A 25,669-nucleotide genomic window follows, 5' to 3' on the forward strand; every position below is an offset into this window, starting at 1 on the left:
GGGGTCGCGAGCGACAGCGAGCCCTATGCCGAACCGACCCCTCCACCATGCTTCGCATGGTTCCCCTCCCCGTTCCGGGGAGGATTTGAAATCCGCCACTCGAATGCCGGCGCCGGTTCCCGGTCCGCCGTCATGAAGGCATCGGCCACGAGCCGCAGCGGCTCGTAATCGACGTGGCTCCGTCGCCCCTGGACCAGCTTTGCGAACGCGGCATAGATGCCGGGATACTCGCCCAGGCCTGTCGGCGCGTGCGCCTGGCCGCCGATCTCGATCTCCGAGCCGCCGTGCCGCAGCACCACCTCGGGTCCGCCCACCGGCTGGACGGTGATCGTCCATTCGTCCTCCGTCGTCGGGCACCAGTCGAACGTCGCCTCGATCGGGCCGTCCGCGACCGGGCTCGACAGTTTCAGTCGGGCGATGATCGGCTGCTGGCGATTTGCGGGAACGCGGAGCACCGCCTCGTCCAGGATCAGCTTGCCCGGCACGATCTTCACCGCGATCGACAGCGCGTTGATGCCGGGATCGAACACGCCGAAGCCGGCTGGCCCCCAGACCCAGTCCTGGCCAGGGTGATATTTGTTGACGTCCTCGTGCCAGCAGATGCGCATCGACGCGATCCGCGCGCCCGCAAGCACGTCGCGCGCCTGCTCGACCGCGGCCGCATATTGCGAATGCCAGGTGGTGAACAGCACGCGCCCCGCCTTCTCGCAGTCGACCGCGAGTTCCTGGATTTGCCCGAGCGTCGATGCCGGCGGCTTTTCGAGCAGCATGTCGAGTCCGGCGGCGAGGCACTGGCGCGCGATGTTGTAGCGCGGTTCCGGCGGCGTGCTGATCGTGACAGCATCAATCTCGCCTTTGAGCGCCTGAAGCAGGTCTTCGGTCGTCCGGAACACCGGCACCCCGTCGGGTCCAGAGCCGGCCGTGGTGACGACGCCCTTCAGCTCATACCCGCCATGATTGGTGAGCGCCGGATAATGCTGGTCGCGCGCGATCTTGCCGTAACCGATGATCGCCAGCCGGATCATGCCCGCACTCCCGCAACATAGGCGCGCGCGGCGTCGGCGACCTGGGCGGCGCTCTGCCCCGGCTTGAACAGCCCGGAGCCGAGCCCGAAGCCGCTCGCGCCTGCCTCCGTCCAGGGCCGCATCGTGTCCGGCTTGACGCCACCGACGACGATCAGCGGCACATCGTGCGGCAGGACCGCCTTGATCGCCTTGAGAACCGCGGGGGACGCCGCTTCGGCCGGGAAAAATTTCAGCGCATGCGCGCCGGCCTTCAGCGCGCAGAACGCCTCGCTCGGGGTGAAGAAGCCAGGCGCGGCGACCAGGCCTTCGTCCCACGTTTCCCTGATCACGGCCGCGTCGCTGGACGGCGAGACGATGATCCGGCCGCCCGCGCGCGCAGCCCGCTTGACGTCGTCGGGGTCCAGCACCGTGCCGGCGCCGATCAGGGCCTCGCTGCCGAACCTTTTTGCCAGCCGCTCGATGCTGACGAACGGATCGGGCGAGTTCAGCGGGACTTCCACGATCCGGATGCCGGCGCCGATGATGGCGTCGCCGACCGCCTCGACCTCGTCAGGACGCACGCCGCGGATGATCGCGATCAGCGGACATTCGGCGAGGTAGCGGGTGAAATCGGCAAGGGCAGTCATGTCAGTCTCTCCGCAATCGCGCGCGCCCCGAGCAGGAACGCGCGCTCGCCGTCGATCTGTCGGGCTTCGCGTCCGGCCAGGCTGAGCGCCTCGGCATAGAGCGCAGTCAGGTCCGGACGGCCGACCAGCGCGACAGGGCCCTCGCCGCCGAATGCGAGGCCGATCCGCACGTCCGCGCCGATCAAAAGGCCGCTGGCGTAGGATGCATCATCGCATGCGCCGACGTTCAGCAGATAACGCGCGCGGATCGAGAAGAGTTCGGCGGTGAGGTCGTCGCAGCCGAGCCCATGCTCCGCCCCGGCGCGGAAATTGTCGTTCGGTACGACCTTGCCCTGCAGGCGGTCCATCAGGATGCCGTGGCGCGAGAGGGTGCTGAACAGCTCTCCGGTCATCACCGTACGGAATGGCCCGATCGCGCGACCCTGCAGCCGCACCCATTTTGCATGGGTACCGGGGTGACAAAGCAGGCCGTCCGGCTGCAGGCCGGCCGCCAGTCCGCCGAAAATCTGCACTTCCTCGCCGCGCATCACGTCGGCGTCCCGCCCGTAACGGTAGCTCACGCCCGGCACGATGCAGACGCCGTCCTCCGGCCAGCGCATCGCGTCGACGATCCCATCGAGCGTGGCAGGGGCGGGTACATAAGCCGCCTCGATCCAGCCCCGGTTCGAGCCGATCATGCCCGCGAGCAGTATCGGCCTGTCGCCATGCTGCTGCCGAAGCGCCGCAATCTCGCTGGGGAATCCGCCCGGTTCGACTTTCAGCACGCCGAGGCCGTCGTCGAGCAATTCGCGGGTCTCGCCGTTCGCAGCGACCGCCCAGGCGCGGCGGTTGGTCGTGCCCCAATCGACCGCGATGAACCCGTCAGACCAGTCGAACCGTCCCGCCATGCGGTTGGGAACGGTCGGGCCGCAACTTCGTTTCGTGATCGTGATCGAACATTCCGCAGCCGAACCGATCGCACCGGTCGAGGCCGTGCTCGGAGAAGGCCCCGTCTGGGTGGAACGGGATCAGGCGCTCTGGTGGGTCGACATCAAGGGTCCCGCCGTGTTCCGCTGGACGGAAGCGGGCGGTGTCGCGCGGTGGACGCCGCCGCTCCGGATCGGCTCGCTGGCACCCGCGGAGCGCGGCGGCTTTGTCGCCGGAACGGAGCGAGGCTTTTTCTGGGCCGATCCGGAAGCCGGCCTTTACGAGGCGATCGCGGACCCCGAAGCCCTGATGCACGACAATCGATTCAACGACGGCAAGGTCGATCGCGCCGGCCGCTTCTGGGCGGGAACGATGGATGATCGCGAGGAGCTGGCCCAGGGCGGCCTCTACCGCCTCGATCCTGATCTCAGCTGGCGACTGGTAGACGACGGCTACATGGTCACCAACGGTCCCGCGTTCAGCCCGGACGGGCGGACCATGTATCATACGGATTCGGTCAAGCGGCTGATCTACGCATTCGACCTGGACAGTGACGGGAATGCGTCCAACCGCCGGCCGTTCGTCAGCTTCCTCGAAGAACACGGACATCCCGACGGCATGACGGTAGATTCAGAAGGCTGCCTCTGGATCGCCTTCTGGAACGGCTGGTGCGTGCGCCGGGTGTCGCCCGAGGCGGATGTGCTCCAGACCGTCAACCTGCCGGTCGAACGGCCGACCAGCTGCGCGTTCGGTGGCCCCGCGCTTGATCGCTTGTTCGTCACGTCCGCCCGCGTCGGCCTCAATGAAAATGCGCTCGCCGTGCAACCTTTGGCGGGCGCGCTCTTTATGTTCGAAACGAATGTGCGCGGCATTGCCGAGCGGCCGTTCGGATAAAGCCTGGGAGGGCAGAGCCATCGCAAACTTCATGTTCTGCACCGGGATCGAAAACAGCGTCCCGACCATCAACAACGGCAAGACTCGCGTCGATGAGATGGAGGTGTGCGGCCATTACAAGCACTGGCGCACCGACTTCGACCTGCTCGAGGACATGGGCATCCCCTATGTCCGCTACGGCCCGCCGATCCACACGACCTTCCTCGGGCCCGGCAAGTACGACTGGGAATTCGCCGATATGACGTTCGCGGATCTGCGGCGGCGGGACATCACGCCGATCGTGGACCTGTGCCATTTCGGGGTGCCGGACTGGATCGGCAATTTCCAGAACACCGACTTTCCCGAGCTGTTTGCGGACTATGCGTCCGCCTTTGCGGAGCGGTTTCCCTGGGTCCAGCTCTACACGCCGGTCAACGAGATGTTCATCTGCGCGACCTTCTCTGCGCGGATCGGCTGGTGGAACGAGCAGATGCACGGGGACAAGCCGTTCGTCACCGCGCTCAAGAACATCGTCAAGGCCAATGTGCTGGCGATGCAGTGCATCCTGAAGCGCCGCGCCAATGCGATCTTCATCCAGTCCGAATCGTCGGAATATTTCCACGCCGAGAACCCGGCTGCGATCGGTCCGGCCGAAGTCCTGAATTCGATGCGGTTTCTGTCGCTCGACCTGAACTATGGCCGTCGCGTCGATTCCGAAATGTACGAGTATCTGTTCGATAACGGCATGACCAAGGAGGAATATCATTTCTTCCTTGGCAACCGCATCAAGCAGCACTGCATCCTCGGCAACGACTATTACTGGACCAACGAGCACCGGGTCAGCGCCGATGGCACGTCGGTCGCGTCGGGAGAAGTGTTCGGCTACACCGAGATCACGCGCCAATATTACGACCGCTATCGGCTGCCGGTGATGCATACCGAGACCAACCTGATCGAGGGCCCGAACGGCGATGAAGCCGTGCAGTGGCTCTGGAAGGAATGGGCGAGCGTGCTGCGGCTTAGGAACGACGGCATCCCGACCGTCGGCTTCACCTGGTATTCGCTGACCGACCAGGTCGATTGGGATTGCGCCCTTCGTGAGCAGCGCGGCACGGTCAACCCGCTCGGCCTCTACGACCTCGATCGGAATATCCGCGCCGTCGGCAAGGCCTATAAGCAGCTGATCCGCGACTGGCGCGACGTGCTGCCGGCATCCAGCGTGTGCCTGGTCGTGCCGATCGTGCCGCCGTCTCACTACAACATCATGGAAGAGCGAGAGGTCGAACGCCACCAGCGCGTCGTCAATCTCCGTCCGACCACCACTCAGTCCAACCCGCAAGCCGGCTGATCGGGATGCAGATCGGGCGGATCGAGACCTTCATCGTCCCGCCACGCTGGCTGTTCGTGCGGGTCGAGGCCGATGACGGCCATTTCGGCTGGGGAGAGGCGAGCCTGGAAGGTCATGCCGAAGCGGTCGAAGGCACGTTCGAAGCCTATCGCGACCGCTTCGTCGGGCACGACCCGTTCCGGATCGAGGACATCTGGCAGATCGGTTACCGCAGCGGATTCTATCGCGGCGGCCCGGTGTTCATGTCGGCGCTGTCCGGGCTCGATCAGGCGCTGTGGGACCTGAAGGGCCGGGCGCTGGGCGTTCCGGCCTGGGAGCTGCTCGGCGGCCGGGTGCGCGATCGCATCCGCGCCTATGCCTGGATCGGCGGCGACCGGCCGGGCGAGATCGGTGCGGCGGCCAAGGCGCGCGCGGCGCAAGGCTTTTCCGCGGTCAAGATGAACGCGACCGCCGAGCTCGACTGGCTCGGCACGCCGAAGCTGCTGGAGGAAGTCGTCGCGCGCGTCGAGGCGGCGCAGGCCGAAGGCATGGATGTCGGGCTCGACTTCCATGGCCGCGTCCACCGTCCGATGGCCAAGCAACTCGCCAAATTGCTCGAGCCGCTCGGGCTCCTCTTCATCGAAGAGCCGCTGCTTTCGGAGAATCACGAAGGCCTGATCCAGATCGCGCAGTTGGTATCGACCCCGATCGCGCTCGGCGAACGGCTTTATTCGCGCTGGGATTTCAAACGATTCTTTGAATCAGGGGCAGTCGATATCATCCAGCCGGACCTGAGCCACGCCGGTGGCCTGTCCGAATGCCGGCGCATTGCGTCGATGGCGGAGGCGTATGACGTGGCCGTCGCGCCGCATTGCCCCTTGGGCCCGCTTGCGCTCGCCGCCTGCCTGCAGCTGGCCGGCAGCGCGCCCAACGTCGCCATACAGGAAATGTCGCTCGGCATTCATTACAACACCGGCGGGCATGACCTGTTGAACTTCGTGGTCAACAAGGACGCGCTGAGCCCAGTCGACGGCTATCTGCCGATCCCCACGGGGCCCGGTCTGGGCATCGAGATCGACGAGGCCGCGGTGCGAGAGGCAGACAAGGATCGCCATCGCTGGCGCAACCCGGTCTGGCGCACCCGCGACGGGAGCTTTGCGGAATGGTGAGGAACGGCCCTGATCCCTCTTCCCGTCGGGGAGAGGGTTTAAGATCAGGCCGCGATGCTGAGCTGGCCGCCGTGATAGCGGGCGTCACGCGCCGCTTCGTCGGCCGTCTGCGGCCGCAGATAGGAAACGGTCAGGCGCCGTCCGAACACATCGTCGCCGCACATCCGGACCTTGGCGTCTTCCGCCCCTTCGGGCAGCCGGTCGCGGACCGCGGAGAGAAGATCGATCATATGGTCGAGCGACACCTGATCCTCGACCTCGAAGAAATCACGAACCAAACGAGTCATATGCGCCCCCCCGGGCACGAAATTGAACATGTACGCCTTATGCGTCGGCGCTACTTAATGGAGCGTGACTCGGGCAGAAAGCCCATTGCGGTGACTACGATATCGCTTTCTGTGGATAACCTAGGTGAGGGTCGGCCATGATAGCGATCGGCGCCGCGGGCTACGAGCTGGTGCTGGCGCCCGGCATCGGCGGCGCGATCGCTCGCTTCGCGCACCGGGGCAAGGCGGTGCTGCGCGGCGCTGACGCACCCAACAGCCCGCTCGATTGCGGCTGCTTCCCGCTTGTGCCCTATTGCAACCGCATCCGCGGCGGCCGCTTCAACTTTCGCGGCCGCACGGTCGAGCTTGCGCCCAATATGAAGGGCGATCCCAGCCCGCTGCACGGGCAGGGCTGGCTCGGCCCCTGGTTGGTCGAGAGCCAGGGGGCCGACTGCGCCTGCCTGTTCTTCGCGCATCAGCCCGGCGAATGGCCCTGGGCCTATGAATCGCGCCAGACCTTCAGTCTTGGCGACGATGGACTGGAGGCCGAAATCGAATGCAGGAACCTGTCGGGTGACCCGATGCCGTGCGGCCTGGGTTTCCATCCCTATTTCCCCTGCGATGCGGGAACACGGATCGACACTCGGGTCGCGCAGGTCTGGGAAGTGGACGACAAGGTTCTTCCGACCGGCACCGCGCCCGCGACGGGCCGCTATGCGCTCGACGACCAACCTGCCTGCGCGCGTGGCCTGGACAATGGCTATGACGGCTGGAGCGGGGAGATGCGACTGACCGACGGGGATCGGGTTCGCCGGATGGCGTCGCCCGATGCGCGCTTTTTCCAGATATATTCGCCGCCCGAAGGGTGCCTGCTTGCGGCCGAGCCGGTGAGCCATGCCAACGCGGCGCTCAACGAGCCGGAAGCGAAATGGCCGGAGTTGGGCCTGCGCGTGCTTGGGCCGGGCGAGTCCATGCGGTTGCGAATGACCCTGGGCGTACGGCACTAGCAAGGACAAAGCGGTTGTGGGGCCGGAATGAACTGGTCTAGTTTCGGACCATGATCGGCTCGCTGCTCCCCCGCCGCTCGATCCTGCTGGGCGCCGCCGCGTTCGCCGGCACCGCCCGGGCGCAGCGCCTTGTCGATCTTCATTTGCCGGGTGGCCCGTCCGAGCGTCCGACCAGCGCCGCCTGGCCGCAAAAAGGCGAGATGATCGTCCAGCGCGCGCGGCCGCCGCTGCTTGAGACGCCGTTCGACGTGTTCGACGAAAGCGTGTTCACGCCGAACGATCGCTTTTTCGTGCGCTGGCATTGGGGCGACATTCCGACATCCATCGACGCCGCGGCCTTTCGCCTCAACGTGCACGGCCATGTCGCCACGCCGTTGTCGCTGAGCCTCGACGAGCTGATGAAGCTGCCGCGGATCGAATATGCGGCGGTGAACCAATGTTCGGGCAATTCCCGCGGCTTCTTCCAGCCGCGCGTGCTCGGGGCGCAGTGGGGCCACGGCGCGATGGGGAACGCCCGCTGGACCGGCGTGCGGCTGAAGGACGTGCTGGACCGGGCCGGCGTCCAGCCCGGCACCGTGGCGGTCCGCTTCGCGGGGCTCGACCAGCCGCTGGTGCCGGACGGCCCCGATTTCATGAAGTCGCTGGACATCGACCATGCCCGCGACGGCGAGGTGATGATCGCGTTCCTTCAGAATGGCGAGCCGCTGCCGCTCTTGAACGGCTTTCCGCTCCGCCTGGTGGTGCCGGGCTGGTTCTCGACCTACTGGATGAAGATGCTGAGCGACATAGAGGTGCTCAGCGCGCCGGACGACGATTTCTGGATGGCCAAGGCGTATCGCATCCCGGATACGCCCGGCGCGAATGTTCAGCCGGGCGCCAAGGGCTTTGCCACGGTGCCGATCAATCGGATGATCCCGCGCTCCTGGATCACCAGCCATGCGGAAGGCGCGCGCGTGCCGGCCGGCACGCCGCTGTCCGTGCGCGGCATCGCGATGGGCGGCGATGCGGGCGTGAAGTCGGTCGCCTTGTCCGTCGATGGCGGCAGGAGCTGGACGGACGCGAAGCTCGGCCGTGACGAAGGCAAATACAGCTTCCGACGCTTCGACGCGGTTCTGCCCGCACCGGCCGCGGGCGATCTCACTCTGCTGCCGCGCTGCACCAGCACGGCCGGCGTCACGCAGTCGATGCACCCGATCTGGAACAGCGGCGGCTATCTGCGCGGCCAGGTCGAGCCGACCCGGATCGTCGCAGCATGAAGCTGCTGCTCCTCGCTGCTCTCGCAGCCGCCGTCACGCCGGCGCTGAAGTCCGTCGAAATTTCTCTGCCGAATGACGAAACCCAGTTTACCGGCCCCGATGCCGATCTGCTCAATGCGAACTGCACCGGCTGCCACAGCCCGGCAATGGTGCTCTATCAGCCCCGAATGGACGCGGCGCATTGGGCGGAATCGGTGAAAAAGATGCGCGAAACCTACAAGGCGCCGATCGAGGATGCGGACGCGGCCAGGCTTCCGGCAGCGCTGGCGGCGGTCCAGGCAAGATGAAGCTAGCTCTGCTGGTGGGGAGCCGCCTCGAAGCCGAACGCTAGCTGCGCCTCGCCAGCGAGACCGCGACCAGCGCGATCCGCTCGACGTCGCGATAGGCCGGCTTACTCAGTTCCTCGCCGAACACGTCTGGATCGAGTTCCCGGCAGCCGAATGTCAGGTCGCGCTCGGCGGCGAGCGTCGCGATCGCTTTGCACAGCGCATTCCGACCGTCGACGATCGCCGCGCCGGTATAGAGGATCACCCGTCCGCCCGGGGCGATCCGGTCGGCCGCCATGCGGGTCATTTCGAGCGGCACTTCGCCGCCGTGCATGCCGCCGCCGTCGCGATAGGCGCGGCTATCCGCGTCGATGATATAGGGCGGGTTGATCACCGCCAGATCGATCGGACCGGAAAGGGGCTCAAGCGTATCGGTTTCGATCGTCTCGACGGCTATGCCTGCAGCCGCGGCGTTGATCCTGGCCAGCCGCAGCGCCTTCGGATTGAGGTCCGTCAGCGTCACATGAACGCCGGGATTCGCCAGCGCTGCGACGATCCCGCCGACGCCTGCACCGGCGCCCATATCCACGACGCGCGCACCCGGCGGCAGCGGCGAGCGGGCCAGCTCTGCGACAATCAGGTCGGCAAAGCGATAGCTGTCCGGCCCGAAGAACACGGAATCCGGCTGATCGGTGGGATAGGCGGAATGCAGGAACAGCCGCCCGTACAGCCGCGAGACCCGCAACCTGCTTTTCAACAAACCGTTGCCCGCGTCCTCGATCATTCCCGCCTGACGCAGCAGGTCCGCGACTTTCCGATCGATCGTCCCGGGCACGAACGGCAAGCTCCAGCCGAGCATGCCGCGCAAATCATGCGCTCGCCTCATCGTCGGCCGCGCGATCACCCGGGCATGGCTCGCCGGTGTCGGCGTAACGAAGTCATAGGCGCGCTCGTCCAGCAGCCTGAGCAGGTCGAGCAGCGCGGCGTCGGCGGTTCCGGTCATCAGGCAGCAACCAAGCGTGCCCGCGCGTGTTCCCCAACCATGCCTAAGGCCGCACTCTTCGATGTCGACGGAACGCTCGTCGACAGCAACGACCTGCATGCGGAAGCGTGGGGAGAGATTTTCCGGCGCTTCGGGGTCGACATTCCCCACGCCGTTATTCGTCAGCAGATCGGGAAAGGCGGCGACAACCTGATGCCGGCGCTGCTTCCGCCTCGGCTCATTGCCGCGCACGGCCCCGAAATCGAGGCGCAGCGCCGCTCGCTCTATCGCGATCGCTACCTGCCGCGCGTCCGGCCCTTTCCCGGCGTGCGCGCGCTGTTCGAGGCGCTTCGGCGAGATGACATTCGGATCATGCTCGCCTCGTCGGCCGCGGAGCAGCAGGTGAGGCAGCATTGCGCGATGCTCGACATCGCCGACCTGATCGAGGGAACTGTCTCCGGCGATGATGTGGCGCACTCCAAGCCGTGTCCGGACCTGTTCGCGGCGGCTCTCAACAGGCTGGGCGGCATCGATCCCCAAGACGTCGTCGTTATAGGAGATTCGCCGTACGACATGGAAGCGGCGAGCAAGCTCGGCATTCCGGCAATGGGATTGCTGTGCGGCGGCTTCGATGCCGGCCTGCTGCGCTGGAGCGGGGCTGCCGCCCTGTTTGAGGGTCCTTGGACATTACCCGCGCGGATCGACGACTGGTTACCGGCCGAGGTGGCAAAGCCCTGCCCCGCGCCGGCGCCGATCTCGTAAGCGTCGTCCCCCCGAGTGCCGTTGACCGTTTTGCCGCGGGCTGGCTAAGGCCGGCTGGCGAGGAGACGCGCTCATGAAGAAAATCTATCCCGACGCCGCTTCGGCGCTCGACGGCCTGCTGTTCGACGGCATGACGATCTGCTCCGGCGGCTTCGGCCTGTGCGGGCTGCCGGAACGGCTGATCGACGCGATCCAGGCCTCGGGCGTCAAGAACCTGACCTGCGTCTCCAACAACGCCGGCATCGATAACGAAGGGCTCGGAAAGCTGCTGCGCACCCGACAGGTCCGGAAGATGATCTCCTCCTATGTCGGCGAGAACAAGGAGTTCGAACGCCAGTATCTGGCCGGCGAACTGGAGGTCGAGTTCTGCCCCCAGGGCACGCTTGCCGAACGCTGCCGCGCGGGCGGGGCGGGCATTCCCGGTTTCTATACCAAAACGGGCGTCGGCACGCTGGTCGCCGAGGGCAAGGAGCACAAGGACTTCGACGGGGAAACCTACATTCTCGAACGTGGCATCCGCGCCGACCTGTCGATCATCAAGGGCTGGAAGGCGGACGAGATGGGCAATCTCGTTTTCCGCAAGACCGCGCGCAACTTCAACCAGCCGATGGCGACGTCGGGCAAGGTCTGCGTCGCCGAGGTCGAGGAGATCGTGCCGGTCGGCAGCCTCGACCCCGACTGCATCCACGTCCCCAGCATCTTCATCAAGCGCCTGATCCTGGGCGCCCCCTACGACAAGAAAATCGAATTCCGTACCACTCGCCAGAGGGAAGCCGCCTGATGCCCTGGGATCGCAACGAAATGGCCGCGCGGGCGGCACGGGAACTCAAGGACGGTTTCTATGTGAACCTGGGCATCGGCATTCCGACGCTCGTCGCCAACAACATCCCGGACGGGATGACCGTCACGCTGCAGAGCGAGAACGGGATGCTCGGCATCGGCCCTTTCCCATACGACGATGAAGTCGATCCGGACCTGATCAATGCGGGCAAGCAGACCGTCAGCGAGCTGCCGCAGACCGTCTATTTCGGCTCGGACCAGAGTTTCGCGATGATCCGGGGTGGCCATATCGACCTGGCCGTGCTCGGCGCGATGGAAATCTCCGAAGGCGGCGACATCGCCAACTGGATGATCCCGGGCAAGATGATCAAGGGCATGGGCGGCGCGATGGACCTCGTCGCCGGCGTCAAGCGCATCATCGTCGTGATGGAGCATACGTCAAAGAACGGCGATCCGAAGTTCATCCCCGAATGCACGCTGCCGCTGACCGGCAAGAACGTCGTCGACATGATCGTGACCGACCTGGCCGTGTTTCAGCGCCCCGACCATCAGAGCCCGTTCAAGCTGGTCGAGCTGGCGCCGGGCGTCACGGCCGAGGAGGTGAAGGCGAAGACGACGGCGCATTACATCGCATGATGTGTTAGCTTCGTCTCGCGCAAGGTGAGACGCGGCGGCGCTTTTGCTCAGCCACGCTCGCTCCACCTTGGGAGGGACGAGATGGCGACACGGGCGATTGCGCCGCGCCTGGCGGCCGAGCGGCGTTTCTATTTCTGGATGGCGGCAGCGATCCTGGCGACGATCTTCGCCGGCTTCGCGCCAAGCTTCTACCTGCGCGGCGTGGTGCCCGCCTATCGCCCCTATCTGCCGCTCACCTGGCTGGTCGCGCTGCATGGGCTGATCTTCAGCTCCTGGGCGTTGCTGTTCATGACCCAGGTCGGGCTGGTCTCCGCCGGTCGGCCGGATATCCACCGCCGGCTGGGCCTAATCGGCTTCGGCATGGTTGCCGCGATGGCAATCGTCGGCACGTTCGCCGCGCTGTACGGCGTCGCGCGCAAATCGGGTCCGCCGGACCTGTCGCCGCTCACTTGGCTCGCGGTGCCGCTGCTGGACGTGCCTGTGTTTGTGGCCCTGATCGGTCTGGGCCTGGTCAATCGCCGCAAGCCGCAGGTGCACAAGCGGTTCATGCTCGTCTCGATGATCGGCCTGTTGCCGCCGTCGCTCGGCCGTCTCCCCTGGCCAGAAACCGTGCCGTTCCCGCTGATCATCATCGGCGGCCAATTGCTGTTCCTGATCCCGCTCGCCGTCTGGGACCTCAACAGCCGCGGTCGCGTGCATTGGGTGACGATGACCGGGGCGGCTGTGCTGGTCGGTTCCTGGCTCTTCCGCCTGGCAATCTGGCAGACGCCGTGGTGGCTCGCCTTTGCCGGCTGGATTTCGGCGCCGTTCGTCTGAGTTCCCGACTCGACCGCTGTTTCCTGTCGCTTCGTCGTGAAATTGCGGCATAAAAGCTTGTCGTTAAGGTGAATCTCTGATTCCTGTGCCATATAGGGGCAAAGGGCAGAGGGTCGCGCGACGGTGGTGAAGAAAATCAGGACCGGCATCAGGCAACGTCCGCGGGCAGCTGCGATCGGCGGGGGTCTTGCCGGGCTTGTGTCCGTGCTCGCGCTTGGGCCCAGCCTCGTCGCGGCGCGGGCGCCCGCGCAGGTTCCCCAGCCCGCAGTCTATGCCGGCGCCCGGTCGGGTGTCGTCTCCTCCAGCCTCCACGCGCCGAAAAAGATCGATTACGAGCGGCTGGACCAGCGGATGCGCATCGCCGCGTCAAAGCCGGACGTGGTCGGCATGGCGGTCGCCGTGATCGAAAATGGCGAGATCACCTTCGTCCAGGGCTATGGCACGACGACGGCGGGCGGTTCCGATCCGGTGACGCCGAACACCGTGTTCCGCTGGGCCTCTCTGTCGAAGGGCGTCGCCGCAACGATGGTCGGCGTGCTCGCCAACGAAGGCAAATTGTCGCTCGACGAGCCGGTCGCGAAGTTCAACACGTCGCTGCGCCTGCCGGCCGGCGGCGAGCAACTCGCGACGGTCGCGGACATCCTGTCGCATCGCGTCGGCCTGCCGCATAACTCCAACGACAACAAGCTGGAGGCGGGCGCCGATCCCAAGGCGCTGCGCGCCTCGCTGGCCGAGGTGAACGCGATCTGCGCGCCCGATACCTGCCACAGCTACCAGAACGTCGCCTTCGATACGACAAGCGAGATCGTTCAGCGCGTGACGGGCGTTCCCTATACCGAAGAAGTGCGCCGTCGCCTCTTTGCGCCGCTCGGCATGCAGAATGCCAGTCTCACGCGCGCCGGGCTGATGTCCGCCCGCAGCTGGGCGCGTCCGCATATCGGCCGCCGCACGGTCGAGGTGAACGATAATTACTACCGCATCCCGGCCGCCGGTGGCGTCAACTCGTCGATCATGGATATGGCCCTGTGGATGCGGGCGCAGATGGGCCTTGCGCCGCAGGTGGTGCCTGAGCGTGTGCTCGACACCATTCACGAGGCGCGGGTGAACACCGAACGCCGGAACACGATGTTCGCGCGGGTGATGGGGCCGTCGAGATACGCGCTCGGCTGGCGCGATTACACTTATGCCGGTCACGCGCTGATCGGGCACCAGGGCGCGGTGATGGGCTATCGCTCGACGATCCTGTTCGATCCGCAGACCAAATCCGGCGTCGCCGTGCTCTGGAACTCGCAGAGCACGCGGCCATCTGGCGTCCAGCTCGAAGTGCTCGAAATGCTCTACGACCAGCCGCGCAACGACTGGCTGAAGATCGACAGCCCCGGCGGCGGGCCGATCCAGGCCGAGGACATTGCGGCGCAATAATCGGGCAGCTCTGCCTCGACTTCACGTAATCATCTGTTAGGCGATAGCGCATGGCAAGCCGCCCGCGCACTCTGTACGAAAAAATCTGGGACGCACATGTCGTCGAACGGCGCGCCGACGGCACCTGCCTGATCTATATCGACCGTCATCTGGTCCACGAAGTGACGAGCCCGCAGGCCTTCGAAAGCCTGCGTCTCGGCGGGCGCAAGGTTCGGCGCCCCGACCTGACGCTCGCGGTTCCGGATCATAACCTGCCGACCACGGCACGGCTCGACGCGGAAGGAAACCGCATCCCGATTGCCGATCCCGAAAGCGCCGCGCAGCTGGCGGCACTGGAAGCGAACGCACCGGCATTCGGCATCCGCTATATTGGGCCGACCGATGCAGAACAGGGAATCGTGCATGTCGTCGGGCCGGAACAAGGCTTCACGCTGCCCGGCTGCACGCTTGTCTGCGGCGACAGCCACACCGCGGCGCACGGAGCCCTCGGCGCGCTCGCGTTCGGCATCGGCACCAGCGAGGTCGAGCATGTGCTCGCCACACAGACCCTGCTGCTGAAACAGTCGAAATCGATGAACATCCGGATCGAGGGCGCGCTCGGCTTCGGCGTCACGCCCAAGGATCTGATCCTGCACATCATCGGCCGGATCGGCGCGGCGGGCGGCACCGGCTATGTGATTGAATATTCCGGCTCCACGATTCGCGACATGTCGGTCGAAGGGCGGCTGACCGTTTCCAACATGTCGATCGAAGCCGGCGCCCGCGCCGGCCTGATCGCGCCCGACGACAAGACTTTCGCGTATCTGCAGGGGCGGCCGATGGCGCCGAAAGGGGAGGCGTGGGAGCAGGCAGTCGCCTGGTGGCGGACGCTGCCCAGTGACCCCGGCGCCCCGTTCGACTGCGTGGTCGACATCGACGCCGCCGCCGTCGCGCCGACCGTCACCTGGGGCACAAGTCCCGAAGACGTGGCGCCGGTGTGGGGGGCCGTGCCGGACCCGCAGAGCTTCGCCGAACCGGCCAAGCGGGAGGCCGCGCAGAAATCGCTCGCCTATATGGGGCTCGAGCCCGGCCAGCGCATGCAGGATTTGGCCGTCGAGAACATCTTCATCGGCAGCTGCACCAACAGCCGGATCGAGGATCTGCGCGCCGCCGCCGCCGTGCTGAACGGGCGCCGCCGCGCGGATGGCATCAAGCAGGCGCTGGTCGTGCCGGGCTCCGGGCTGGTCAAGCGCCAGGCCGAAGCCGAGGGTCTTGACCGAATCTTCATCGAAGCTGGGTTTGAATGGCGCGAGCCTGGTTGCTCCGCCTGCCTGGGCATGAACCCGGACAAGGTGCCGCCGGGCGAGCGCTGCGCCTCGACGTCCAATCGAAATTTCGTCGGACGCCAGGGGCCGGGCGCGCGGACGCACCTGGTGTCGCCGGCGATGGCGGCGGCGGCGGCGGTGACTGGGCGTCTGACGGACGTGCGCGAGTTGATGGGTTGAGTGGTTCGAGTCGGGGAGCGGGATAATGAAACGGGCAATTTTCCTTCTGGTCGCAGGCACCTTGCTGAGCGGGATCGCGTCATTCGCAGTGAGCGCCAAGCCCGAACCGGTCGCGATGCGGGCGCCGTGACGCCGGTCAACACCATCGAAGGCAAGGCGATCCCGTTCGGGCGCGCCAACGTCGACACCGACGTGATCATCCCCGCCAAGTGGCTGAAGACGATCAGCCGGCAGGGGCTAGGACGCGGCGCGTTCGAGACGGTGCGAGCCGAACCGGGCAACGTCTTCGACGATCCAGACTATGCCGGCGCGCCCATCCTGATCGCAGGCGAGAATTTCGGCTGCGGATCGAGCCGCGAGCATGCGGCCTGGGCGCTCGCCAATCTCGGCATCCGCGCGGTGATCGCGCCGAGCTATTCGGACATCTTCTCGGGCAACGCTTTCAAGAACGGCATTCTGGCCGTCGAACTGCCGCGCGCAGCGATCGACCGGTTGATGGACGTGGCGAAGACAGATCCTATCTCGATCGACCTGGAACACCAGACCGTCACGACGCGCTTCCAGGACCGCTTCACGTTCGAGATCGATCCGTTCCGCAAGCACTGCCTGCTGGAAGGCCTCGACGAGGTCGGCCTGACGCTGGCGATGGAGCCCCGGATCGCCGCGTTCGAGAAGCAGCAGGCGAGTTGGCTCAGCCCTGCGGCCTGAGCGCCTTGTACCCGAAGACGCAGAGCAGGATCAGCATCGCTTCGACGATCATCGGCAGCGCCGCGCCTGCGAAATAACCGTTGACCGCTAGGTTCACCGCCCGGCCGGTGATCGCCACGGCATAGAGCGCCGCCGGGACCAGCAGCGCTGCGCCACGTCCTTTCGCCGCCGCGTAGAACGCCCAAGCTGCGCCGATCAGGAAAAAGCTCGACATGTCGGCGCGCAGCGTTGCCTGACCCGCGGCGCCGAGCGGCTCAACGAAGAAGGCAGCCGCCGCCTCCGGCGTCTTGATGAAGAACCATATCCCCAGCGCCAGCCCGAACAGGCCCACCAGCACCGCCGCCACTCTTGCCAATCCCGTCATGATCCAGCCCTCCCGCGCGCGACCGTAACGGTCTGGACAACGCGCGTCACCCCGGCGAAAGCTGGCGCCAATCGGTCGAGGAGAGGAAACGGCATGAAGGCCCTGTTGTCGCGCGCGCCCGGCGGACCCGAGACATTGGAGCTGGCCGAGGTTCCGGAGCCGGTCGCCGGCAAGGGGGAACTGCTGGTGCGCATCCAATATTGCGCGATCAACTATCCCGACGTGCTGGTGATCGAGGACAAATACCAGTTCAAGCCGCCGCGGCCGTTCGCGCCGGGCAGCGAAGTGTCGGGCGTGGTCGAGGCGGTGGGCGAAGGCGTCGAAGGCTGGCAGGTCGGCGATCGGCTGCTTGCGCTGACCGCGTCGTCGGGCGGCCTTGCCGAGAAAGTGGCGGTTGGTGCCAATCGCGCGTTCAAGGTGCCGGACGGGCTGCCGCTGAAGGAAGCCTCGGCGCTGCTGATGACCTATGCGACGACGATCCACGGTCTGCTGGATCGCGGGCATTTGCAGGCCGGCCAGACCCTGCTCGTGCTGGGCGCCGCCGGCGGGGTCGGCCTGTCGGCGGTCGAGCTCGGCAAAGCCTTCGGCGCACGTGTGATCGCGGCCGTGTCCTCGGCCGAAAAGGCGTACGTCGCCAAGGCATGCGGCGCCGACGACGTGCTGATCTACGACCGCGCTCCCTTCGACAAGGAACAGTCGAAGGCGCTCGCCGACGCTTTCAAGGCCAAGCTGGGTCCCGAAGGCGCGCACGTCATCTACGATCCCGTTGGCGGCGACTATGCGGAGCCGGCGCTGCGATCGATTGCCTGGGAGGGCCGGTATCTCGTCGTCGGCTTCCCGGCTGGGATCCCGCGCCTGCCGCTCAACCTGACGCTGCTCAAGAGCTGCGATGTTTGCGGCGTCTTCTGGGGCGCGTTCACGATGCGCGAGCCGAAACGGCACCAGGAGCATGTCGCGACGCTCTTCCGCCTTTGGCAGGAGGGCAAAATCGCGCCGCGCGTGTCGGAAGTCTATCCGCTTGAACGGGGCGGCGAAGCGATCGCGAAGCTGGCCAATCGCGGCGCAGTCGGCAAGCTGGTCGTGGAGATCGCCTGAGCGGCGTTGCGTCGCCGCTCCGCCCTCCTTATCTCACGATCGAAACGAGAGGGCATTGCATGACGACCTTCGACGATCGCGAGCGGGCATTCGAGGCGAAGTTTGCGCGCGACGAGGAGATGCTGTTTCGCATCACCGCGCGCCGCAACAGGCTGCTCGGCCAATGGGCGGCCGAGCGCATGGGCCTCACACCCGCCGAGACCGACGCTTATTCGAAAGCTGTCGTCCAGGCGGAGTTTGAAGAGGCGGGCGACGAGGACGTCATCCGCAAGCTGCTGGGCGACCTGACGGCCGCGGGCGTGGATGTCGACGAGTCGACCGTGCGCCGGGCGCTCGAGGACAAATCGATCGAGGCGCGCCGCCAGCTGATCGAGGCGCAGTCCTGATATGCCGATGCCCGCGCATGAGATCGAAGCCATGATCCAGTCGGCAATCCCCGACGCGCAGGTCCAGATTACCGATCTGGCCGGCGACGGCGATCATTACGCCGCGCGCGTGGTGTCGGAGAGTTTTCGCGGCGTTTCGCGCGTCGAGCGCACCCGCCGCATCTATGCCGCATTGGGCGGCCGCATGGGTGGCGAGTTGCACGCCCTGCAGCTGACTACAGACGTGCCCGCAGGAGGCTGAGTTAAGATGACCGACGAATCCCAGGCCCGCATCCAGGAGCTGGTCTCCGCCAATGACGTGCTGCTGTTCATGAAGGGCACGCCGCTGTTCCCGCAGTGCGGCTTTTCCAGCCGCGCCATCGCGATCCTCGATCGGCTGGGCGTCGACTATGAGAGCGTCGACGTGCTGCAGGACCAAGGCATTCGCCAGGGCATCAAGGCGTTCAGCGACTGGCCGACCATTCCCCAGCTCTACGTGAAGGGCGAATTCGTCGGCGGCTCGGATATCATGATGGAAATGTACGAAAGCGGTGAGCTTGCGGAGCTGATGAACGACAAGGGAGTCGCGAAGGCGGGCTGATCGGAACTTCGTTCCGCGGCGCACGTCCTTGCCCGACATGGGCAAGAAGAAATCGCGATGGTCGTGGCTCTCGTCCATGCTGGACGATCCCAAGGTCCAGGCGGCGCTCGCGGAGTTGGTTGCCGCGGGCATTGGCGCGCTGGCGGCGGCGCTTGCCGAGAACCGGACCGTCCGGCGTGAGGCGGGCAAGCTCGCCGACAAGGGCAAGGCCGCCATCACCGGTGATCCGCCGTCCGCGTGACGGCTTATTCATTGACTGTTCAGCCAAACGATGACACCTGTAATCGTAATAACGACTAAAGGGCCTGGGGAATGGCTGAACGCATCAGTGAAGCCGAGCATGCGGTGATGGAGGTGCTCTGGGAGGAGCAGCCGCTGACCGCCGCCGAAGTCGCCGAGCGCGCGAGCCCGGAACGGGGCTGGAGCGTGCACACCGTCAAGACCCTCTTGTCCCGCCTGCTCGCGAAGGGGGCGATCGCCCATGAAGCGGACGGGCGCCGTTTTCTCTATCGTCCCGCCATCGAACGCGAAGCCTATGTCGGCCGCGAATCGGAAAAGCTGGTCGATAAATTGTTCGGAGGCCGCGTAACGCCGCTGATCGCGCATCTGGCCGAGCGCCGCTCCCTTTCGCCTGAGGACATCGCCGAACTCGAAGCTCTTTTGAAGGAGCTGAAGCCATGATCAGCTGGGCCATCGAGACCTTGATCGCCAGCACTCTGCTGATGCTGGTGGTTCTTGCCGTGCGCCGCCCGGTGGCCCGGCATTTCGGGCCGCATATCGCCTACGGGCTGTGGCTGTTGCCGGCCCTGCGCATGCTGCTGCCGCCGCTGCCCGAGACCGTCGCGCCGGCGCCGATCCATGTGCTGCCTGCCAATGTTGAGGCGCTGCTTGCCGCAGCCGCGACGTTCCATGCGAGCACCGCGACCGCGCAGGTGGATGCGCCCTCCGTCGACTGGCTGCTGCTGTTCGGCTGCTTCTGGGGGGCAGGCGCGCTTGGATTCCTTGGCTGGCATATCTGGTCCTATCGCCGGTTCGTGCGCACCGCGCTCGACGATGCGACGCAGCTGCCGCGCTTCGACCGTCATGGGGTGGAGGTCTGCTCCAGCCCCGCAGCGCGCGGCCCGTTCGCGGCCGGCATCTTCCTGAAGACCGTCGTGCTGCCCCAGGATTATCGGCGCCGCTATGAGCGCGACGAGCTGCGGCTCGCGATCGAGCACGAAATTCAGCACCACCAGCGCTGCGATATGTCCGCCAATTTCGCCGCGCTGGTCGTGCTGGCGCTGCACTGGTGGAACCCGATTGCGCACTTCGCGCACCGCGCGTTCCGCGTTGATCAGGAGCTTGCTTGCGACGCTCTGGTGCTTGCGCAAGCGACACCGTTCGAGCGTCATGCCTATGGTTCGGCGCTGCTGAAATCCGCCTGCGACCGCCTGCCGGTGGCCGCATGCGCTCTTGGGGCCGGGGATGACCTCAAGAGGAGACTGACGATGATGAAGGTTTATCGCTGGAACGCCAGCCGTGCGCGGCTGGGCAGCATGATCGCCACCGGACTGGTCGGCGTCGGCCTGATGCTGACGGCATCGAACGGCATTGCCGCCGAGACGACAAAGCGCGTCGAACAGAAGGTGCGGACGATCCTGCCGGTCGCAGCGCCGTTGCCGCCCACGGCACCCGTGGCGCCGCCGGCGCCGCTTGCGCCGGAAGCGGTCGCAGCTCCGACAGCGCCCGAGGCGCCAATCGCGCCGCCGGCGCCACCGACTCCGGTCGCGGTCCCCACGGCTCCCGCGGCGCTGATGTCGGTCAGCTGGACAAGCGACGACGGTGATCAGGTCATCGATACCGCCGAGATGAACCGCACCATCCAGGAATCGGTGCGCGAGGCGCAGGCGGAAGCGCGTGAAGCGGCGCGCGAGGCGGAGGCCGATGCGCGCGAGGCGGCTCGTGACGCGGCTAACGATGCGCGCGAGGCCGCCCGCGAAGCGGCACGGGTCCGGCCTGCGGTCGCCACGCGGCACTGCCCGGCGGGTGCGCCGTTCATGGCGAAGGTCGGCGACGACGGCAATGCGGTCGTCCGCTGCGGAGCGATGTCGCCGGTCGACAAGGCAAAGATGCGCCAGCAATTGATCGTCTCGCTGGAGCAGGCGCGGCAATCGGTGGCCGCGTCGCTCAACGATGACTGGGCCCGGCGCGCGCGCGAGCAGGCACTCGCCAGCATCGACCGCGAGATCGCGCGGCTCAAAGCGGACAAGTAGGAGCTCGAGGGTTGTCAAAGCCGGCGGGGAACCCCATCGCTTAAGGATGGAGAACCCGCCGGTCGGACAGGTCGTCGAACTCGAGCCCCTGGTGCGCCGGGTGCTGGCCGGCAATCCGAGTCCGTTCACCTACACGGGAACCGAGACCTACATCGTCGGCAAGGGCGAGGTCGCGATCATCGATCCGGGACCCGACGACACCGCCCACATCGCCGCGCTCCTTGAAGCGACTGCCGACGAAAAGGTGATCGCGATCCTCTGCACGCACACCCATCGCGACCACAGCCCCGCCGCACCGGCAGTGAAGGCGGCGACCGGCGCGCCGATCATGGGCTGCGCGCCGCTGGTGCTCGAAGACCTTGGCCCGCGCGCGGACGCGTCGTTCGACGAAAGCTATGCGCCCGATCATGTGATGCAGGATGGCGAGCAGGTGAGGGGTCCCGGCTGGACGCTGGAAGCCGTGGCGACGCCGGGCCACACCTCCAACCATCTCTGCTTCGCGCTCGACGAAACCGGCGCACTGTTCACCGGCGATCATGTGATGGGGTGGTCGACGACCGTGGTCTCACCGCCCGATGGCGACATGGCAGCCTACATGGCCAGCCTCGATCGTCTGATGGCGCGCAAGGACCGCGTCTATTATCCCGCCCATGGCGACCCGGTCGATAATCCGCAGCGCTTCGTGCGCGGGCTCGCCGGTCACCGCAAACAACGGGAAGGACAGATATTGCGGCTGCTCCGCGAGGACGTCGGCGCGATTCCGGCAATGGTCGAGCGCATGTATGTCGGGCTCGACCCGCGCCTGCACGGCGCCGCCGGTCGCTCGGTGCTCGCGCACCTGATCGACCTGCGCGACCGCGGCATCGCGCGGCAGGAGGGCGACGCCTGGAGCCTTGCCGCGTGACACGTGAGCTTCGGAGTGCGCTGATCGGGGGACTGGTCGCGATCGCCGTGCTCGCCGCCGGCTTCTTCGCGATGAAGAGCTATCTCACGTCCAAATTCGCACCGGACCCCGAGACGATCGCCTCCTCGACGCTGAGCGGCATGCGCGAGCAGAACCGGCTGACATCGTTCATCGCAAGCTACGTCGCTGTCGTGACGTCGGAGCAAAGTCGCCTGGGGCTGACGGCTCGCAAGACACTGATCATGCCGGGCACTGTCCGATACGAGGTCGATCTGGGCAAGCTCGGCCCCGAGGATCTCAGTTGGGATGACGGCAGGAACGAGCTGACCGTCACCCTCCCGCCGGTCGAGATCGCCGGGCCGCAAGTCGATCTGAACGCGATCCGCGAATATGACGGCGGCGGCCTATTGATGCGTCTCACCAATGCGGAGGAGCGGCTGGACGACGCGAACCGCAAGGCCGCCCAGGCCGAACTTCTGCGCCAGGCCAAGGCGCCGACGCCGATGCGCATCGCGCGTGAGGCCACCCGCCGCGCGGTCGAGCGCAATTTCGCGCTTCCCCTGCGCGCCGCGGGGCTCGATGCGCATGTAACTGTTCGCTTCCCGGACGAAGGGCACTCCGCCGAGCAGATGGACCGCTCGACGCCGCTGAACGAGGCAGTCGCGACCCACTAAGCGGACTGGATTGTTCCGCCGCCAGTCCCCATCTCCGTTCGGCCTGAGCTTGTCGAAGGCCTCCCTTCTTCTTACGGGCTCCGAAAGAAAGGGAGGGCTTCGACAAGCTCAGCCCGAACGGAGTTTTACGGCGAAATGGACGCGAGAAACGGCTTCGGCGGAACTGTGACTGGCCTCGACCTGCGGGCCGAGATCGACCGGCTGCGCAAGGAGCGCAATGCGGTCATCCTCGCTCATTATTACCAGAAGCCGGAGCTGCAGGACCTCGCCGACTTCGTCGGCGACAGTCTTGAGCTCAGCCGCAAAGCGCAGGAGACGGACGCCGACGTGATCGCCTTTTGCGGCGTCCGCTTCATGGCGGAAACGGCGAAGATCCTGAGCCCCGAAAAGATCGTCGTCCTGCCCGACATGGACGCCGGCTGCAGCCTGGAGGATAGCTGTCCGCCTGAGCGGTTCGCCGCCTTTCGGGCCGAGCATCCGGACCATATCGCGCTGACCTACATCAACTGCTCGGCAGCGGTGAAGGCGCTGTCGGACGTGATCGTCACCTCCTCGTCCGCCGAAAAGATCCTGATGCAGCTCCCGAAGGAACAGAAGATCATCTTCGGCCCGGACCGCAACCTGGGCGGCTACCTCGCGCGCAAGACCGGGCGCGACATGCTGCTATGGCCCGGCGTCTGCATCGTCCACGAAGCCTTTTCCGAAACCGAGTTGCTGAAGCTCAGGGCCGAGCATCCCGACGCGCCGATCCTCGCCCATCCGGAATGCCCGCCGCACCTGCTCGATCACGCCGATTTCGTCGGCTCGACCAGCGCGATCCTTGAACATGCGAAAAAGTCGCCGGCCAGGACAGTCATCGTCGCGACCGAGCCGCACATCATCCATCAGATGCAGAAGGCGGTGCCGGACAAGCAGTTCATCGGCGCGCCCGGAGCGGACGGGAACTGCAACTGCAACATCTGCCCCTATATGGCCCTCAATACGATGGAGAAGCTCTACATCGCGCTGCGCGATCTGGAGCCGCGGATCGAGCTGGACGAGGAGCTGCGCCTGAAGGCCAAGACCAGCCTCGACCGGATGCTGGCGATGGCGAGCGGAACGGTCGGCATGGGCGATCTCGGCCCGGCGCGGGTTACCGGAGACTGAGGCTCGTGAAAGTGCTTGCCCTTGTCCTGGCCGGCATTGGGGCGCCCGTCGCCGCGCAGACCCCCCTCTGCGCCTGGAACGGCGCGGCGCTCGTCTGCCCGGGTCAGACCATGCCCGGGCCGCTGCCCTTGTACGAGCAGCAGACCGGCCAGTTGCCGCCGATCGCCGATCGTATCGACCGCCTGAACGATCAGGCGACGCTGGATCGCGCGCTGGCCCTCGCCCAAGCGGAACAGGCCGGCCGCAAGGCCGAGGCGGCTCGGCAGGCTGATGCGAGCGCGGCCGCCGGTTATTGCACCGGCGGCGAAATGCTCAACACCGACGCCGCCGAGCCAGGACTCGAACTGCTGCGAGCCCGCTGCAAGGCGCCGCGTCGATGAGCTTCAGCCTGCCGGGGTTTGACCTCGACGCCTTCGTCCGCGCCACGCTTGCCGAAGACCTGGGGGACGGCGGCGATATCACGTCGGGATCGGTGATCCCGGCCGATGCGCGGTTCGACGGGGTGATGGACAGCCGCGATGCGATCACCGTTGCCGGCCTACCCATCGCGGCCGCCTTCTTCCGCGCGCTCGATCCGGACGTCGAGATCGAGATGCTGGTGGAGGACGGACAGCAGGTTCGCGCAGGCACGGATCTGATGCGGCTGCGCGGCAAGGCGCGCGCGATGCTGACCGCGGAGCGCTCGGCGCTGAACACCGTCCAGCATCTCTCCGGCATCGCGACCCTGACGCGGCGCTACGTCGACGCGATCGCCGGCACCGGTGCGACCCTGCTCGACACGCGCAAGACGATACCCGGCCTGCGGCTGCTGGAGAAATATGCGACACGAATGGGCGGCGCGACCAATCACCGCATGGGGCTGTGGGACGCGGCGATGATCAAGGACAATCACGTCGCGGTCGCCGGCGGCGTCGGCGAAGCGGTGCGGCGCGCGAAGGCGGCGGGGATCGCGGAGATCATCGTCGAGGTGGACCGGGTCGACCAGATCGAGCCCGCGCTTGCGGCCGGCGCGACGTGGCTGCTGCTCGACAATATGGACCCGCCGATCTTGCGCGGCGCCGTGACCCTGGTCGGCGGACGCGTTCCGACCGAAGCCTCGGGCGGCGTGCGGCTGGAAACGATTCGCGCGATCGCCGAGACGGGGGTCGATTATGTCTCGGTCGGACGCATCACCCAGTCCGCGGCGGCGGCCGATATCGGACTGGATTTTCAGAGCCTATGATCAGACTTCTGCTCCTCGCCGCACTCGCGCTCGGGCCGAGCTTTGCGGAAAAAACCCACACCGCGCGCCCGGCATTGTCGCATCCGCCCGCCTTTGAGGGATGCGATGCCGAGGACATGCAGGCTCTGATCGGACACCCGTTCCCCGCCGACGGTGCCGATCGCGCGCGCGACGCGAGCGGGTCGGCCATCGTGCGGGTCGTGAGACCGGGCGAGGCCGTGACGATGGACGTTCGTGCCGACCGGTTGACGATCACGCTCGATGCCGAAGGAAAGGTCGTCAGCGCTCGCTGCGGCTGACGTTCCCGTCCAGCGTCACCGTCGCCGGATGGTGCCGGTCGAGATGGCGCTTGATGATCCGCAGATTGCGGGTGTTCGACCGGAAGAAGAAGTCTGGGATCGCGCCGACCCAGGGGATTGCGCCCAGCAGCGTGTCGACGCCGACATTGCCGGCCATCCGCGCCATCTGCCATTTCGACATGCCCAGGTTGCGCGCCTCCCAGATCATCCACGCGCCGAGCGCGCCGGCCGCGATGCTGCCGACGCCGGGCACCACGTCCAGGATCACGTCGAGGCCGAGCTGGCGCTTGGTGCCCGGGATCGTCACCAGCCGCTCAAGCAGCGCTTCCATCGCCTCGACGCGGCGGCGCACGCCTTGCGGCTCCTTCAGCGCCGGCAGGCTGCGCGCGATCTCTTCCATGCGGCGGTAGCGAGTGGCCATTCCGATCTCCTTCGC

General features: G+C 66.4%; 33 protein-coding genes. 26 read left to right on the forward strand and 7 right to left on the reverse strand.

Going from position 1 to position 25,669, the window contains the following annotated elements; all coding sequences use genetic code 11:
• Positions 1-23: 23 nt before the first annotated feature.
• Genes SCH01S_RS00925 through SCH01S_RS00935 form a run of 3 tightly spaced genes read right to left on the reverse strand, consistent with a single transcriptional unit; the run spans position 24 to position 2,538 of the window.
• Entirely contained in the window at positions 24-1,025 is a 1,002-nt protein-coding gene (locus SCH01S_RS00925; protein WP_052733700.1) for a Gfo/Idh/MocA family protein, read from the reverse strand.
• Positions 1,022-1,651 carry a 2-dehydro-3-deoxy-6-phosphogalactonate aldolase gene (locus SCH01S_RS00930; RefSeq protein WP_046346897.1) on the reverse strand — a complete coding sequence of 210 codons (630 nt, stop codon included), beginning with the start codon at positions 1,649-1,651 and terminating at the stop codon, positions 1,022-1,024. The genes SCH01S_RS00925 and SCH01S_RS00930 overlap by 4 nt, the downstream gene beginning before the upstream one ends.
• The gene (locus tag SCH01S_RS00935) at positions 1,648-2,538 is read right to left on the reverse strand and encodes a 2-dehydro-3-deoxygalactonokinase (protein ID WP_046346898.1); all 891 of its coding nucleotides are present in this window, start codon (positions 2,536-2,538) and stop codon (positions 1,648-1,650) included. The genes SCH01S_RS00930 and SCH01S_RS00935 overlap by 4 nt, the downstream gene beginning before the upstream one ends.
• Before the next feature lie 40 nt (positions 2,539-2,578).
• Here SCH01S_RS00935 and SCH01S_RS00940 point away from each other — a divergent pair, with 40 nt between their 5' ends.
• The 3 genes from SCH01S_RS00940 to dgoD are packed head-to-tail and all read left to right on the forward strand — an operon-like array spanning position 2,579 to position 5,926.
• Positions 2,579-3,451 (forward strand): SMP-30/gluconolactonase/LRE family protein, encoded by an 873-nt coding sequence (locus tag SCH01S_RS00940; RefSeq protein WP_217995393.1) that lies wholly within the window; start codon positions 2,579-2,581, stop codon positions 3,449-3,451.
• Positions 3,452-3,482: 31 nt separating this feature from the next.
• On the forward strand, positions 3,483-4,778 hold the full coding sequence (locus SCH01S_RS00945) for a family 1 glycosylhydrolase (RefSeq protein ID WP_046346970.1): 1,296 nt from the start codon (positions 3,483-3,485) through the stop codon (positions 4,776-4,778).
• Between the two features lie 5 nt (positions 4,779-4,783).
• Positions 4,784-5,926, forward strand: coding sequence for a galactonate dehydratase (dgoD, locus tag SCH01S_RS00950; RefSeq protein ID WP_046346899.1), 1,143 nt, complete (start codon positions 4,784-4,786; stop codon positions 5,924-5,926).
• Positions 5,927-5,970: 44 nt separating this feature from the next.
• Here the strand turns inward: dgoD and SCH01S_RS00955 are convergent, their stop codons facing one another.
• Positions 5,971-6,213 carry an RNA-binding protein gene (locus tag SCH01S_RS00955; protein WP_169746339.1) on the reverse strand — a complete coding sequence of 81 codons (243 nt, stop codon included), beginning with the start codon at positions 6,211-6,213 and terminating at the stop codon, positions 5,971-5,973.
• A gap of 137 nt (positions 6,214-6,350) precedes the next feature.
• On the opposite strand from SCH01S_RS00955, the gene SCH01S_RS00960 reads away from it, so the two are divergent.
• Genes SCH01S_RS00960 through SCH01S_RS00970 form a run of 3 tightly spaced genes read left to right on the forward strand, consistent with a single transcriptional unit; the run spans position 6,351 to position 8,742 of the window.
• Positions 6,351-7,199, forward strand: coding sequence for an aldose 1-epimerase (locus SCH01S_RS00960; protein ID WP_046346901.1), 849 nt, complete (start codon positions 6,351-6,353; stop codon positions 7,197-7,199).
• 50 nt (positions 7,200-7,249) lie between these two features.
• The gene (locus SCH01S_RS00965) at positions 7,250-8,455 is read left to right on the forward strand and encodes a molybdopterin-dependent oxidoreductase (RefSeq protein WP_046346902.1); all 1,206 of its coding nucleotides are present in this window, start codon (positions 7,250-7,252) and stop codon (positions 8,453-8,455) included.
• Positions 8,452-8,742 (forward strand): hypothetical protein, encoded by a 291-nt coding sequence (locus tag SCH01S_RS00970; protein WP_046346903.1) that lies wholly within the window; start codon positions 8,452-8,454, stop codon positions 8,740-8,742. Before SCH01S_RS00965 ends, SCH01S_RS00970 begins: the two co-directional genes overlap by 4 nt.
• A 40-nt stretch (positions 8,743-8,782) precedes the next feature.
• Here SCH01S_RS00970 and SCH01S_RS00975 read toward each other — a convergent pair whose 3' ends face one another.
• Positions 8,783-9,724, reverse strand: coding sequence for a methyltransferase (locus tag SCH01S_RS00975; protein WP_046346904.1), 942 nt, complete (start codon positions 9,722-9,724; stop codon positions 8,783-8,785).
• A gap of 39 nt (positions 9,725-9,763) precedes the next feature.
• Here SCH01S_RS00975 and SCH01S_RS00980 point away from each other — a divergent pair, with 39 nt between their 5' ends.
• The 7 genes from SCH01S_RS00980 to leuD all read left to right on the forward strand — a co-directional run bounded on the left by SCH01S_RS00980 (position 9,764) and on the right by leuD (position 16,311).
• The gene (locus SCH01S_RS00980; RefSeq protein ID WP_046346905.1) at positions 9,764-10,465 is read left to right on the forward strand and encodes an HAD family hydrolase; all 702 of its coding nucleotides are present in this window, start codon (positions 9,764-9,766) and stop codon (positions 10,463-10,465) included.
• A 73-nt stretch (positions 10,466-10,538) separates the two neighbouring features.
• Positions 10,539-11,246 (forward strand): CoA transferase subunit A, encoded by a 708-nt coding sequence (locus SCH01S_RS00985; RefSeq protein WP_046346906.1) that lies wholly within the window; start codon positions 10,539-10,541, stop codon positions 11,244-11,246.
• Positions 11,246-11,881, forward strand: coding sequence for a CoA transferase subunit B (locus SCH01S_RS00990; protein ID WP_046346907.1), 636 nt, complete (start codon positions 11,246-11,248; stop codon positions 11,879-11,881). Before SCH01S_RS00985 ends, SCH01S_RS00990 begins: the two co-directional genes overlap by 1 nt.
• Before the next feature lie 81 nt (positions 11,882-11,962).
• The gene (locus SCH01S_RS00995; protein ID WP_046346908.1) at positions 11,963-12,697 is read left to right on the forward strand and encodes a hypothetical protein; all 735 of its coding nucleotides are present in this window, start codon (positions 11,963-11,965) and stop codon (positions 12,695-12,697) included.
• Positions 12,698-12,823: 126 nt separating this feature from the next.
• Positions 12,824-14,119, forward strand: coding sequence for a serine hydrolase domain-containing protein (locus tag SCH01S_RS01000; RefSeq protein ID WP_046346909.1), 1,296 nt, complete (start codon positions 12,824-12,826; stop codon positions 14,117-14,119).
• 50 nt (positions 14,120-14,169) lie between these two features.
• A complete protein-coding gene (leuC, locus tag SCH01S_RS01005; protein WP_046346910.1) occupies positions 14,170-15,603 on the forward strand; it encodes a 3-isopropylmalate dehydratase large subunit in 1,434 nt (477 codons plus the stop codon).
• Positions 15,604-15,729: 126 nt separating this feature from the next.
• On the forward strand, positions 15,730-16,311 hold the full coding sequence (gene leuD / locus SCH01S_RS01010; RefSeq protein ID WP_046346911.1) for a 3-isopropylmalate dehydratase small subunit: 582 nt from the start codon (positions 15,730-15,732) through the stop codon (positions 16,309-16,311).
• Here leuD and SCH01S_RS01015 read toward each other — a convergent pair.
• Positions 16,295-16,675 (reverse strand): hypothetical protein, encoded by a 381-nt coding sequence (locus SCH01S_RS01015; RefSeq protein WP_046346912.1) that lies wholly within the window; start codon positions 16,673-16,675, stop codon positions 16,295-16,297. The two genes, leuD and SCH01S_RS01015, sit on opposite strands and share 17 nt — an antisense overlap.
• A gap of 93 nt (positions 16,676-16,768) precedes the next feature.
• On the opposite strand from SCH01S_RS01015, the gene SCH01S_RS01020 reads away from it, so the two are divergent.
• The 13 genes from SCH01S_RS01020 to SCH01S_RS01080 all read left to right on the forward strand — a co-directional run bounded on the left by SCH01S_RS01020 (position 16,769) and on the right by SCH01S_RS01080 (position 25,233).
• Positions 16,769-17,770 (forward strand): NADPH:quinone oxidoreductase family protein, encoded by a 1,002-nt coding sequence (locus SCH01S_RS01020; RefSeq protein ID WP_174436019.1) that lies wholly within the window; start codon positions 16,769-16,771, stop codon positions 17,768-17,770.
• A gap of 59 nt (positions 17,771-17,829) precedes the next feature.
• Positions 17,830-18,156, forward strand: a complete 327-nt coding sequence (locus tag SCH01S_RS01025) for a DUF1476 domain-containing protein (RefSeq protein WP_046346913.1) — start codon at positions 17,830-17,832, stop codon at positions 18,154-18,156.
• A gap of 1 nt (position 18,157) precedes the next feature.
• Positions 18,158-18,397 carry a BolA/IbaG family iron-sulfur metabolism protein gene (locus SCH01S_RS01030; protein ID WP_046346914.1) on the forward strand — a complete coding sequence of 80 codons (240 nt, stop codon included), beginning with the start codon at positions 18,158-18,160 and terminating at the stop codon, positions 18,395-18,397.
• Positions 18,398-18,403: 6 nt separating this feature from the next.
• The gene (gene grxD / locus SCH01S_RS01035) at positions 18,404-18,736 is read left to right on the forward strand and encodes a Grx4 family monothiol glutaredoxin (protein WP_046346915.1); all 333 of its coding nucleotides are present in this window, start codon (positions 18,404-18,406) and stop codon (positions 18,734-18,736) included.
• Positions 18,737-18,773: 37 nt separating this feature from the next.
• Positions 18,774-18,977: a hypothetical protein gene (locus SCH01S_RS01040; protein WP_046346916.1), complete on the forward strand. Its 204-nt coding sequence runs from the start codon at positions 18,774-18,776 to the stop codon at positions 18,975-18,977.
• 71 nt (positions 18,978-19,048) lie between these two features.
• Positions 19,049-19,417, forward strand: a complete 369-nt coding sequence (locus SCH01S_RS01045; protein ID WP_046346917.1) for a BlaI/MecI/CopY family transcriptional regulator — start codon at positions 19,049-19,051, stop codon at positions 19,415-19,417.
• Positions 19,414-20,988, forward strand: coding sequence for a M56 family metallopeptidase (locus SCH01S_RS01050; protein WP_052733703.1), 1,575 nt, complete (start codon positions 19,414-19,416; stop codon positions 20,986-20,988). Before SCH01S_RS01045 ends, SCH01S_RS01050 begins: the two co-directional genes overlap by 4 nt.
• Before the next feature lie 46 nt (positions 20,989-21,034).
• Positions 21,035-21,892, forward strand: coding sequence for an MBL fold metallo-hydrolase (locus SCH01S_RS01055; RefSeq protein WP_046346918.1), 858 nt, complete (start codon positions 21,035-21,037; stop codon positions 21,890-21,892).
• A complete protein-coding gene (locus SCH01S_RS01060) occupies positions 21,889-22,566 on the forward strand; it encodes a DUF4230 domain-containing protein (RefSeq protein ID WP_052733704.1) in 678 nt (225 codons plus the stop codon). The genes SCH01S_RS01055 and SCH01S_RS01060 overlap by 4 nt, the downstream gene beginning before the upstream one ends.
• A 135-nt stretch (positions 22,567-22,701) precedes the next feature.
• Positions 22,702-23,712 (forward strand): quinolinate synthase NadA, encoded by a 1,011-nt coding sequence (gene nadA / locus SCH01S_RS01065; RefSeq protein WP_046346920.1) that lies wholly within the window; start codon positions 22,702-22,704, stop codon positions 23,710-23,712.
• Positions 23,713-23,717: 5 nt separating this feature from the next.
• Positions 23,718-24,092 (forward strand): hypothetical protein, encoded by a 375-nt coding sequence (locus tag SCH01S_RS01070; protein WP_046346921.1) that lies wholly within the window; start codon positions 23,718-23,720, stop codon positions 24,090-24,092.
• Complete coding sequence (gene nadC, locus SCH01S_RS01075) at positions 24,089-24,934, forward strand: carboxylating nicotinate-nucleotide diphosphorylase (RefSeq protein WP_046346922.1); 846 nt, start codon at positions 24,089-24,091, stop codon at positions 24,932-24,934. Before SCH01S_RS01070 ends, nadC begins: the two co-directional genes overlap by 4 nt.
• Complete coding sequence (locus SCH01S_RS01080; protein ID WP_046346923.1) at positions 24,931-25,233, forward strand: I78 family peptidase inhibitor; 303 nt, start codon at positions 24,931-24,933, stop codon at positions 25,231-25,233. The genes nadC and SCH01S_RS01080 overlap by 4 nt, the downstream gene beginning before the upstream one ends.
• Here the strand turns inward: SCH01S_RS01080 and SCH01S_RS01085 are convergent.
• A complete protein-coding gene (locus tag SCH01S_RS01085) occupies positions 25,214-25,654 on the reverse strand; it encodes a DUF4112 domain-containing protein (RefSeq protein WP_046346924.1) in 441 nt (146 codons plus the stop codon). The genes SCH01S_RS01080 and SCH01S_RS01085 overlap by 20 nt on opposite strands.
• Positions 25,655-25,669 lie beyond the last annotated feature (15 nt).

Source organism: Sphingomonas changbaiensis NBRC 104936 (genome assembly GCF_000974765.1).
Lineage (GTDB): Bacteria > Pseudomonadota > Alphaproteobacteria > Sphingomonadales > Sphingomonadaceae > Sphingomonas_B > Sphingomonas_B changbaiensis.